We start from the raw sequence: 11424 nt of genomic DNA on the forward strand, positions 1-11424 counted from the left end.
ACCCCCATGAATAGACGTGACCTCTTCAAGATCGGTGGTCTCGCGGCGCTCGGCGCGGCGGCGGCCGCGTGTGGGAGCGGCGGTGGCGGCGGATCGACCGGCGCCAAACAACTGCAGTTCATGTACTGGGGCTCCACCTTCGAGCAGAAGGCCGTGGAGAAGATGCTCAGGCAGTTCGAGCAGAAGAAGCCGGGCGTCAAGGTCAAGGCGCTGTTCACCCCCGACGAGTACGACGTCAAGCTCAACACCCTGGTGGCCAGCGGGCGCGTGCCGGACGTCGGCTACGTGCCGATGTCCATGTCCTTCCGGCTGGCCGAGCAGGGCAAGCTGGTCGACCTGTTCCCCTACTTGAAGAAGTATCCGCAGCTGGCCGGCTACCTGCCGGACGCCTACCTCTGGTACGGCCAGGACAAGCTGCACGGCCTGGCCACGGCCAACGAGATCGAGCTGCTCTGGTACAGCAAGCAGGCCATCGCCGACGCCGGCATCACTCCCCCGCCGGCCGACGCCGCCTCCGCCTGGACGTGGGACCAGCTCGTCCAGAACGCCTACAAGCTGACCATCGACCAGAACGGCAAGCATCCCGACGAGTCGGGCTTCGACCCCAAGCAGATCAGGCAGTTCGGCATCTCCAGCAGCATCACCTACGGCGCGGCATGGCTGGGCTTCCTGCGCAGCAACGGCGGCGACTTCGCCGACGAGAGCGGCAAGCGGTGCCTGCTCGACTCGCCTGAAGCCATCAAGGTGTTCCAGAACCTGCAGGACCTCATCTACAAGCATCGTGTCATGCCCGGCCCCGGCCAGCTCGCGGCCACCGGCGACGACGTGCCCGGCACGAACATCCTGCTCAAGACCAAGCGCGTTGCCATGGTGGTCGACGGCCACTGGTCGCTGCTCGACATGAACGAGAGCAAGGTCGACTACGGCATCGGCGTGCTGCCCAAGTACGGAGAGCCGTTCACCACCACCCAGGTCGCGGGCGCCTCGGCGGTCTTCAGCGGGTCCAAGCACGCCGAGGAGGCGGTGGAGCTGCTCGCCTTCCACAACGACCCGGCCAACGTGGACCTGTTCAAGCAGGGACTGTGGATGCCGCAGGAGAAGAAGTACTACGAGGACCAGGCCGCCATCGACTCCTGGACCAAGAACGCCCAGCACCCGCCGGAGTTCAGGACCGCGGTTGTCGACTACGCCCGCGAGCACGGCGTGCCGGACCTGCGCAACCGGGTCAAGAACATGTCCGTGATCAACAGCGACGCGCTCACCCCCGCCATGCAGGAGATCGAGTCCGGCAAGCGCCCGGCGGCCGAGGTGCTGAAGACACTCGCCCCCAAGATCACCGGGATGCTGCAGGGCTGGCAGCACACTCAGGCGCTCTGATGCGCAGGTTCGAGACGCGGTGGGGCATCCTCATGGCGTTGCCGGCCATCCTCGGGTTCGCCATCTTCACCATCGGCCCGATGGTCGCCTCGTTCTTCTTCAGCCTGACCGACTGGCAGATCGGCGGCAGCCCGTCGTTCGTCGGCCTGGACAACTACGCCAGGATGGTCGACGACGAGCTGTTCTGGAAGTCGCTGAGCGCCACGACGTACTACACGCTCGGCGCGGTGCCGCTCACCCTGATCGTCAGCTTCGCGGTCGCCATGCTGCTCAACCAGAAGGCGCGCGGCCTGTCGCTCTGGCGGACGATCTTCTACCTGCCGACGCTGGTCCCGGCGATCGCCAACGTGGTGCTCTGGATCTGGATCTTCAATCCGGACTTCGGGCTGCTCAACTCGCTGCTGCGCCAGGCCGGGCTGCCGACCTCGCAGTGGGTCTACAGCGAGGAGATGGCGATCCCGTCGCTGATCATCATGAGCACCTGGGGCTTCGGCAACACCATGGTGATCTTCCTGGCCGGGCTGCAGGGCGTGCCGCGTCACCTGTACGAGGCGGTGTCGATCGACGGGGGCGGCCCGTTGCGCCGCTTCTGGCACGTGACGCTGCCGATGATGACGCCCACCATCTTCTACAACCTGGTGGTGGGCGTGGTCGGCACCTTCCAGGTGTTCAACCAGGCGTACGTGATGACCGAGGGCGGGCCCAACCACGCCACGCTCTTCTACGTCTACTACCTCTTCCGCAAGGCCTTCACCGAGAGCGAGATGGGCTACGCCAGCGCGCTCGCCTGGGTGCTTTTCATGATCATCATGGTGGTGACGTTCCTGATGTTCCGCAACGCCCGCCGCTGGGTCTACTACGAGATGGCAGGTGCCCGATGACCACGCTGGCGGCGCGGGAGAGGACCCGCGCGAAGGGCGTGGCGCCGACCCAGGGCCTGCGGCGGCCGCGCAGGTACGGCAGGGTGCTCCTGTACGTGGCGCTGGCCGCGGGCGCGATCCCGACGCTGCTGCCGTTCGTCTGGCTGGTGCGCAGCGCGCTGATGACCGACAGCCAGATGTTCGTCGCGCCGCCGGAGTGGATCCCGCGCCCGTTCCAGTGGTCGAACTTCAGTGAGGCGCTCACCGCACAGCCGTTCGGCCTCTACCTGGTCAACACGGTGATCATCGCGGTGATCTGCGTGCTCGGCACGGTGTTCACCTGCTCGGTGGCCGCCTTCAGCTTCTCCCGGCTGCGGTGGAAGGGGCGCAACGTCGTCTTCGCGCTGCTGCTGACCGGCGTCATGCTGCCGTACGCGGTGACGATCATCCCGACGTTCGTCATGTGGCAGGAGCTGGGCGCGCTGAACACCTTCGTCCCGCTCACCGTGCCCGCCTGGTTCGCCGGGGCGGGCGGCGGGGTGTTCAACGTGTTCCTGCTGCGGCAGTTCTTCCTGACGATCCCCTTCGAGCTCGACGAGGCCGCCTACATCGACGGGGCGTCGCCGTGGCGGGTGTACTGGACGATCGTCATGCCGCTGTCCAAGCCGGCCATCATCGTGGTCACCATCTTCACCTTCATCGGCACCTGGAACGACTTCCTCGGCCCGCTGCTCTACCTGCAGGACGAGGAGAAGTACACGCTCTCGCTCGGGCTGGCCTCGTTCCAGAGCGTCTTCATCACGCAGTGGGGCTACCTGATGGCGGCCTCGGCGGCCGTCATCGTCCCGATCGTGGCCCTGTTCTTCTTCCTCCAGCGCTACTTCATCGAGGGAGTCACGCTCACCGGCATCAAGAACTGAAAGGCGCACACCATGAAGCGATTAACCGTCGCGCTCCTGCTGCTGAGCTCCTTGTTCGTCGGAGTGCAGCCCGCCCACGCCCTGTCGGCGGCCCAGGTCGTCGACATGTTCGGCAGGACCGTCAACACCTACGGCGTCAAGCTGGTCGACTGGGAGGGGTACCTGGCCAACCCGTACATCCAGCTGACCGTCAAACCCCCGCAGGACGCCCAGTTCCCCGTCACGATCGATCTCAAGGCCGAGGGCACCTCCCGGCTGATGATGGACCTGCCCAGCCAGCTGACCGCGACGGGCGCGACCAAGACGCTGACGTTCGCGAACGCGTCGGAGCAGAAGACGTTCAAGCTGGAGATCGCCTCCAAGCGCGGGGCGGGCCAGGACGAGCTGCACACGCTGAAGCTGGCGATCAGGGACGGCAGCGGCGCGATGTTCCAGCAGTCGATGCCGATCAGGGTCCAGCAGGACGAGAAGACCGCCCTGCAGCCGACGATCCCGATCAACTTCGACTACCGCTTCGACACGGTCACCGGTTACTTCTCCAACCCGGCCTTCAGGACCGCCGCCGAGGAGGCCGTCAAGGACTGGTTCAGGTTCTTCGACGTGACGCCCTTCGACACGGTGGCGGCCGGGGCGGAGAACAACCACCTGCCGGGCAACGACTGGCAGAACGAGATCACGGTCACCAACAACGCCGCCTACAACGGCATGTACGTCTTCTTCCGCGGCATCCAGTCGCCCTACTCGACCGGCTACCCCGCCGCCAACGGCAAGTACTTCACCAGGAACGGCGCGCAGGTCGCGGGCCCGCTCCACCGCTCCACCGCGATGATCTTCGAGTACGACGAGGCGAACAAGCAGCTGTTCACCTCCCTGGCCGACGAGGACTGGTACAAGACGGACATCGCCGGCTCGGTCCTCGACGTGGAGGGCCTGGTCATGCACGAGTACGGCCACGCCGTCGCCTTCCACAGCGACTGGGCCGGGATGCGCTCCTACGTCAACGGCGGCGGCAACGACCCGGACGTCGTCGACTACATGGGCTACGCCGTGCCACTCGACAGCAGCTACCACATCCCCGGCGACCAGCGTAACTGGGACCGGCTGAGCGGGCAGAGCGGCGGCTGGACGCACTACTTCCCGACCCGCAGGTGGATGCTCACCAAGCTGGCCCTGCTGGTGGCTGAGAACGCGGGCTGGAAGCTGAACCGCAACCTCACCCCGTTCCTCAAGCCGTCCATCACCACCACCTCCCTGCCGCAGGCCACGCCCGGCCAGAGCTACCAGCAGACGCTCGCCGCCAAGGGCGGGGTGCCGTTCTACGACTGGCAGGTCACCAGCGGCTCGCTGCCCGCCGGACTCAGCCTCGACCGGTTCACCGGCGCGATCAGCGGCACGCCCACGACGGCCGGAACCTCGACCTTCACCGTGCAACTGCGTGACTACGACAGCAGGAGCACGCCGGTGACCAAGTCGTTCCAGCTCCAGGTCGGCGGCGGTGGCCCCACGCCCGTCAACCTGGCCACGAGCGCGACGCCGTCGGCGTCGTACACCTCGCCCTGGGAGAGCATCGCGGCGATCAACGACAACATCGACCCGCCGAGCTCCAACGACACCGTCAACCGTCGCTGGGGCACCTGGCCCAACACCGGCGCGCAGTGGGCCGAGCTGACCTGGCCGGCCGCGCAGACGATCCGGTCGGCGGACGTGTACTTCTTCGACGACAACGACGGCGTGCGCCTGCCGGCCTCCTGGAAGCTCCAGTACTGGAACGGCACCGCGTACGTCGACATCCCGGGCACCTACCCGACCGCGCTCAACGCCTACAACCACGTGACGTTCACCGGTGTGAACACCACCAAGCTCAGGGTCGCGCTCCAGAGCGGCCAGGCATCCGTCGGACTGTTAGAAGTGAAGGCATTCGCTTGAGAAGAAAGATCGGCGTCGTTACCGTCCTGGCCGGGCTCGTGGGCGCGCTCTCCGTGCCCACGCCCGGCCTGGCGGCCCGCCAGGCGGCCCCGGCCCTGGACGTGTTCGACATCTTCTACCGCAATGTCAAGGACTACGGCGTCAAGCTCGTGGACTGGCAGGGCTACCTGGCCAACCCCTACATCGAGCTGACCGTGCGGGCGCCGAAGGTGGCGGGCATCGCCTACCCCCTGACCGTCGACCTCAAGGCCGAGGGCACCTCCCGGCTGATGCTCAACATGCCGAGCGAGCTCACGGCGACCGGCGCCACCAAGACCTTCACGCTCACCGGCCCGGCCGACCGCGAGGTCGTCCGGCTGGCCATCCACTCCAAGCAGGGCCCCGGCCAGGACGAACGCCACAAGTGGGTGATGAAGACCACCGACGCGACCGGCGCGACGATCACCCAGACCATGCCGATCATGGTCCAGCAGGACGAGAAGAAGAAGCTCGAACCCACCATCCCGATCGACTTCGACTACCGCTACGACACGATCACCCGTTACTTCTCCGACCCGGGCGTGCGCAAGGCCGCCGAGACGGCGGTCCGGAACTGGTTCGCCTTCTTCGATCTCAAGCCGTTCGACACCGTCCCCGCCGGGGACGAGGTCAACAAGCTGCCGGGCGACGACTGGCAGAACGAGGTCGAGGCCACCAACGCCAAGCCGTACAACGGCATGTACGTCTTCTTCCGCGGCATCCAGACGCCGTACTCGACCGGTTACCCGACCATCAACGGCAAGTTCCACACCCAGAACGGCAAGCCCACCCCCTACCACCGCTCGACCAGCATGATCCTTGAGTACGACGAGCAGCTGATGAAGCTGGTCAGCTCGCTGGCCGACGAGGACTGGTACAAGACCGACCTCGGCCAGGTCATCGACGTGCACGGCCTGGTCATGCACGAGTACGGCCACGCCGTCGCCTTCCACAGCGACTGGGAGGGCATGGCGAAGTACGTGGAGAGCAAGGGCCGGGACGACCAGGAGGTCATCGACTACCAGGGCTATCCCGTCCCGCTCGACACCAGCTATCACGTGCCCGGTGACGAACCTTACTGGGACCGGCTCAGCGGCCAGAGCGGCGGCTGGCGCCACGTCTTCCCGACCCGGCAGTGGGAGCTGACCAAGCTGACGCTGCTGATCGCGGAGAACACCGGCTGGAAGCTGAACAAGAAGCTCACCCCGTTCCTCAAGCCCTCGATCGAGACCGCCTCGGTGAAGGCGGGGAAGGCAGGCACTACCTACGACCAGCGGCTCCAGGCCAAGGGGGGCGTGCCCTTCTACGACTGGCAGGTCACCGGCGGCGCGCTGCCCGAAGGTCTGGCCCTCGACCGGTTCACCGGCGCGATCACCGGCAAGCCCGCCGCGGCGGGCACCTTCTCCTTCACCGTGCAGCTCAGGGACTACGACAAGCTCAGCACGCCCGTCACCCGCGACTACAAGCTCACCGTCAACGCGTAAAAAGGGCGGCGGCCTTCATGGCCGCCGCCCTGCTTCACGCGGGGTCAGCGCCCGTAGCGGCTCTTCAGGTGCCGCCACCAGTCGCGGAGCATCCAGGCGTCGAAGTCGGTGATCGAGGTCGCGCTGCCGGCCTTCATCAGGAAGCAACACTGCCCTGTGGGAGTCCAGTCGTAGAAGTCATCCAGACCGAACGAATGGCCCATCTCGTGCAGCAGGATGTGGACGTTGTCGGCGTTGAGGTTGCTCATGTAGTACTCGCTGCCGATGCGCTGACCCCAGTCGCCGCCCGCGCCGCCGCCGAAGCCCGCGGTGAGCCACAGCGACATGTCGTAGTGGTGGGACGCGCCACCGGGACAGTTCGGGTAATTGCCGCTCTGGTTGAAGAAGCGGCCGCACGGCTCGGCGCACTGCGGCGCGTTCTCGCGGATGTTGTTGACGTAGATGTCGACCGAGTTGTCGCTCCACTGGAGCTGGGCGCGGTCGCGCACGGCCCAGCCGACGACCTTGACCGGCACGTTGGTATAGGGCCAGTTGTTGTGCCCGGCCATCACGTCCATCCACTTCTTGAACTGCCTGGCCAGCGTCGCGTGGATCTGGTCACGCTGGGCGGCGGTCACCGTGGCGGAGCTGTCCCAGCGCACGCAGTAGTTGATCGAGCCGCCGTTGGCCATGACCTGGTCCCAGCCGTAGTTGCGGAAGCCGTACAGGTCGGGGTAGGTGCTCTCGACGTGCGACCAGACCTCGTTGAGCGGCGTGACCAGGTTGGCGGGCGGGTTCCAGGTGCTCGGGCTGCCGCCGCCGCCCGGGTCGTTGGTGAACGCCTTGACCTCCAGCAGCCCGACCGAGCCCTGGCCGCTCTGCAGGAGTACGCGCAGCCGCGTGGTGCTCACCTGGCCGAACGTCACCTTGTTGTAGGTGTTGAGCGCCGTCGGGTAGCCGGTCGCGTTCGGCACGTCGTTGTAGGCGCTGCCGGTCCAGTACTGCAGCTTCCACGAGGCGGGGACGCGCACGCCGCCGTTGTCGTCGAAGAAGTACACCTGGGCGACCCTGAGCGTCTGCGCCTGGGCCCAGGTCAGCTCGGCCCACTGCTGCCCGGTGTTGGGCCAGGTGCCCCAGCGGCGGTTGACCGTGTCGTTGGAGCTCGGCGGGTCGATGTTGTCGTTGATCGCCGCGACGCTCTCCCACGAGGAGGTGTACGACGCGCTCGGGGTCGCCGTCGTGGCCAGGTTGACCTCGGCGGCCACGGCGGGACCGGCGGGGACGAAGAAGAAACTGAGTAACAGGATCGGGAGGAATGCCATGCGTTTCATCGCGGTACCTGCCATTCGAGGACGCCGGTCGAGAAGCCGGTCTTCGAGGTGACGCTCAGCCGGAGCCTGGTCGTCGAGACCGCCGTGAACGTCGTGGTGTTGAAGGTGTTGGCCGCCACCCCGCAGGCCGACTGTCCGGGCACGTCCACGTACGCGCTGCCGTTCCAGTACTGGACCTTGCACGAGGCCGGCAGGTCGATGCCCTGGTCATCGTCGAACCAGTAGACGCCGACCCGGTTGACGGTCTGCGCGGTCGGCCACTGGTACTCCAGCCACTCGGTGCCCTGGTGGTTCCAGTTGCCGTAGGCGCCGTGGCTGTGGTCGGCGGAGTTGGCCGGGGTGAAGCCGTCGTTGACCGCGCCGAGGGTCTCCCACGGCGAGACATATGAGGTGGACGGCGTCGCGCTGAGCGCCAGGTTGCTGGAGTTGGAGGGACCCGTCGTCTGCACGACCTTCTGCATGGTGCCGTCGGCGTTCCAGTAGAGCTTGTCGAGCGTCACCGAGCGGCGGAAGTTGCCGCCTCCCGGGCTGTTGGCATTGTGGTAGACCATGTACCACTGGCCCTTGAACTCGATGATCGCCGGGTGGTTGGTGGTCGAGGAGACCTGGTCGAGCACCACTCCCCTGTGCGTCCACGGTCCCAGCGGGTTGCTCGCGGTGGCGTAGCGGATGCACGCGTAGCCGGGCGCGGAGCAGGCCGAGTCGTTGGCGGAGTAGGCGAGGTAGTAGGTGCCGTTGCGCTTGAACATCCAGGGCGCCTCCCAGAAGTTCGACACGCCGCTCGGGGTGACCACGCCGCCGTCGAGGTTGATCATGTCGGGCTTGAGCTTGGCGGCGCGCAGGCCGTAGTAGGAGCCCCAGTAGATGTAGGCCTGGCCGTCGTCGTCGGTGAAGACGGTCGGGTCGATGTTGAGCGGCGAGGAGTTGGGGGTGCTGTCGCTGATCAGCGGGCCGCCCTTGGCGTCGTGGAAGGGGCCGAGCGGGCTGTCGCCGACCGCCACGCCGATGTCCATCCATCCGGCGCCGTTGCCGTTGACGGGGGCGTACCAGTAGTACTTGCCGTTGCGCGGCTCGACCTCGCCCGCCCACGCGTCGGCGCCCGCCCATGAGAAGTCTGAAAGTTTCAGCTTCGCGCCCTGGTCCGTAAAGGTCGTCGCGTCACCGGACGTGAAGACGTGCCAGTCCCGCATGACGAAGTTCGTACCGCCGGCGGGCGCCTCGTCGTGCCCCGTGTAGAGGTACATCGTGTCGCCGACCACCAGGGCGGCCGGGTCGGCGGTATAGATGGAGGTGGTGATCGGCGCGGCGGCGGGCGCCGGGGCTGCGGAGATGAGGACCAGACCGGCGGCGGCCGCCACGGCCATGGTCATGGATTTCAGACGTCTCATGTCAGGGCACTCCTCGTCTGAGCTAGCGATTGCTTGGTTAGCGCTAACATTTTTGATCCCGGATCTGTGCGGTCGGCGGGGCGTTGTCGAGTGTTAGCGATACCACCAAGGTCGTCAAGGCCCAATGTTTACCGCGATGGTCTTGCGGCTAAGCGATAGGTTGCTATCGTTTCTTGTCAGGGTATTTCGTGACGACCGGTCATCCTGGGGGATGTATGAGCGACATCTCAACACTGCCTCTATACATGCGGCGGACGGAGTTCAATCCCGCCACCGAGCTGGCGGAGCTGCGCGAGAAGGAAGGGATCACCCGCGTCACCACGTCGTTCGGCGTCGAGGCCTGGCTGGTGACCCGCTACGCCGACACGCGTGCGGTGCTGGGCGACGCCGAGCGGTTCAGCAACGCCCGCCAGACCATCTTCCAGCCACCCGGCGCGACGGAGGAGGAGCTCAAGGTGCTCCGCGCGGGCAACCTGCTCTCCTTCGACCCGCCCGAGCACAGCCGGCTGCGCCGGTTCCTGACGCCGGAGTTCACCATCCGCCGGATGAAGCGGCTGGAGCCGCGGATCAAGGACATCGTCGAGGACCACCTCGACGCCATGGAGCGAGCCGGCTCACCCGTCGACCTGGTGTCGTCGTTCGCCCTGCCGATCCCGTCGCTGGTGATCTGCGAGCTGCTGGGCGTGCCGTACGCCGACCGCACGGAGTTCCAGCGCAGGACCGGGCGGCTGCTCGACGTGTCGCTGCCCATGGACGAGCGCCTCAAGCTGCAGCAGGAGTCGCGCGCGTACATGACCGAGCTGGTCCAGGGCATCCAGGCCGACCCCGGCGAGGAACTGCTGGGCATGCTCGTGCGCGAGCACGGCGACGACCTGACCACGAACGAGCTGATCGGCATCGGCAACCTCCTGCTGATCGCCGGGCACGAGACCACCTCCAACATGCTCGGCCTGGGCACGCTGGCCCTGCTCCGGCAGCCGGACCAGCTGGACCTGCTCAAGAAGGAGCCCGAGCGGATCGAGGCCACCGTGGAGGAGCTGATGCGCTGGCTCAGCATCCTGCACGCCAGCATCGGCAGGGTGTGCACCACGGAGACCGAGGTCGCCGGTCAGAAGATCCAGCCCGGCGACCTGGTGATGTGCTCGCTGCCCCTCGCCAACCGCGACCCCGCCTTCATGGACGGGGCCGACGAGCTGGACATCACCCGCGGCGCGCCCGGCCACCTCGCCTTCGGCCACGGCGTGCACCACTGCCTGGGCGCGCCGCTGGCCCGGATGGAGATGCGGATCGCCTTCCAGTCCCTCTTCCAGCGCTTCCCCGGCCTACGTACCGTCAAGCCCATCGCGGACTTCCGCTCCTTCCACGTCGTGTACGGGCTGGCCTCGCTCGAGGTGGCCTGGTAACGCTGCCGTGGAGTGACCGCGTGGATGCTGCTAGCGTTCGGCATGTGCCAGAGCAGCGACGTCGTGCGGACGCACTGCGTAACTCCGACAGGATCGTCAGGGCTGCGATCACCGCCCTGCACGAGTCGGGCACGGCCGTCCCGCTGGAGGAGATCGCCCGCCGCGCCGGAGTCGGCATAGCCACCGTCTACCGGCGCTTCGGCGACCGCGACGGCGTGATCCTGGCCTGCTTCGAGACCTACTTCGCCGAGGAGATCGAGCCGGTCCTCCAGGCCGCCCGCGTGGCCGCCGACCCCCGGCAGGGGCTGGCCGACGCGCTGACGGCCGTGGTCGACACGCTGTCCGGCCACCGGGCGCTCCTGTCGGCCGCGAAGGAGGCCGGGGCGTTCACGATCGGCATCGCCGAGCGGTTCATGGGACCGCTCGGCGACGTGCTGGCCTGCGCGCGGGAGCGCGGGCTGGTCCGCGACGACCTGCTGGTCCGCGACCTGGCGGCGATCGTGGTGATGGCGCTGGCGACGACCGTCCACCACGGGGTCGACGCCGTCCGCCACGGGACCGACCCCGACGACGGCGCCGACCGGCGGCGCTACCTGGCGCTGCTCCTCAACGGCACCCGCCCGTCGGCCGAACCGCTCCCGCTCCCGCCCCCGTCCGCCGTCCCCTTCTTCCCCCCTGAGTCGGCGGACCGCTGCCCGGCCAAGGGCGCCACGCGCCACCACCGCCGCTGACCCGAAG

9 protein-coding genes are annotated in these 11424 nt (G+C 67.2%); 7 read left to right on the plus strand and 2 right to left on the minus strand.

Annotation, left to right across the window (positions count from 1 at the left end; all coding sequences use genetic code 11):
• Positions 1-6: 6 nt before the first annotated feature.
• From ACQP2T_RS35450 to ACQP2T_RS35470, 5 genes are read left to right on the plus strand one after another with little or no spacing between them, the layout of a single operon-like run.
• The gene (locus ACQP2T_RS35450; protein ID WP_433509249.1) at positions 7-1377 is read left to right on the plus strand and encodes an ABC transporter substrate-binding protein; all 1371 of its coding nucleotides are present in this window, start codon (positions 7-9) and stop codon (positions 1375-1377) included.
• Complete coding sequence (locus tag ACQP2T_RS35455; RefSeq protein ID WP_433509250.1) at positions 1377-2258, plus strand: carbohydrate ABC transporter permease; 882 nt, start codon at positions 1377-1379, stop codon at positions 2256-2258. The genes ACQP2T_RS35450 and ACQP2T_RS35455 overlap by 1 nt, the downstream gene beginning before the upstream one ends.
• Positions 2255-3157, plus strand: coding sequence for a carbohydrate ABC transporter permease (locus tag ACQP2T_RS35460; protein WP_433509251.1), 903 nt, complete (start codon positions 2255-2257; stop codon positions 3155-3157). The genes ACQP2T_RS35455 and ACQP2T_RS35460 overlap by 4 nt, the downstream gene beginning before the upstream one ends.
• Positions 3158-3169: 12 nt before the next feature.
• On the plus strand, positions 3170-5083 hold the full coding sequence (locus tag ACQP2T_RS35465) for an Ig domain-containing protein (RefSeq protein WP_433509252.1): 1914 nt from the start codon (positions 3170-3172) through the stop codon (positions 5081-5083).
• Positions 5080-6585 carry an Ig domain-containing protein gene (locus tag ACQP2T_RS35470; protein WP_433509253.1) on the plus strand — a complete coding sequence of 502 codons (1506 nt, stop codon included), beginning with the start codon at positions 5080-5082 and terminating at the stop codon, positions 6583-6585. The genes ACQP2T_RS35465 and ACQP2T_RS35470 overlap by 4 nt, the downstream gene beginning before the upstream one ends.
• Positions 6586-6629: 44 nt before the next feature.
• Here the strand turns inward: ACQP2T_RS35470 and ACQP2T_RS35475 are convergent, their stop codons facing one another.
• Together ACQP2T_RS35475 and ACQP2T_RS35480 are read right to left on the minus strand one after the other, a co-directional pair.
• Complete coding sequence (locus ACQP2T_RS35475; protein ID WP_433509254.1) at positions 6630-7895, minus strand: hypothetical protein; 1266 nt, start codon at positions 7893-7895, stop codon at positions 6630-6632.
• Positions 7892-9283, minus strand: a complete 1392-nt coding sequence (locus ACQP2T_RS35480) for a glycoside hydrolase family 43 protein (RefSeq protein ID WP_433509255.1) — start codon at positions 9281-9283, stop codon at positions 7892-7894. The genes ACQP2T_RS35475 and ACQP2T_RS35480 overlap by 4 nt, the downstream gene beginning before the upstream one ends.
• A gap of 245 nt (positions 9284-9528) precedes the next feature.
• Here ACQP2T_RS35480 and ACQP2T_RS35485 point away from each other — a divergent pair, with 245 nt between their 5' ends.
• Together ACQP2T_RS35485 and ACQP2T_RS35490 are read left to right on the plus strand one after the other, a co-directional pair.
• The gene (locus ACQP2T_RS35485) at positions 9529-10686 is read left to right on the plus strand and encodes a cytochrome P450 (protein WP_433509256.1); all 1158 of its coding nucleotides are present in this window, start codon (positions 9529-9531) and stop codon (positions 10684-10686) included.
• A 44-nt stretch (positions 10687-10730) separates the two neighbouring features.
• Entirely contained in the window at positions 10731-11417 is a 687-nt protein-coding gene (locus ACQP2T_RS35490; protein WP_433509257.1) for a TetR/AcrR family transcriptional regulator, read from the plus strand.
• The last annotated feature ends 7 nt before the right edge of the window (positions 11418-11424 follow it).

Source organism: Nonomuraea sp. CA-143628 (genome assembly GCF_050942315.1).
GTDB lineage: Bacteria > Actinomycetota > Actinomycetes > Streptosporangiales > Streptosporangiaceae > Nonomuraea.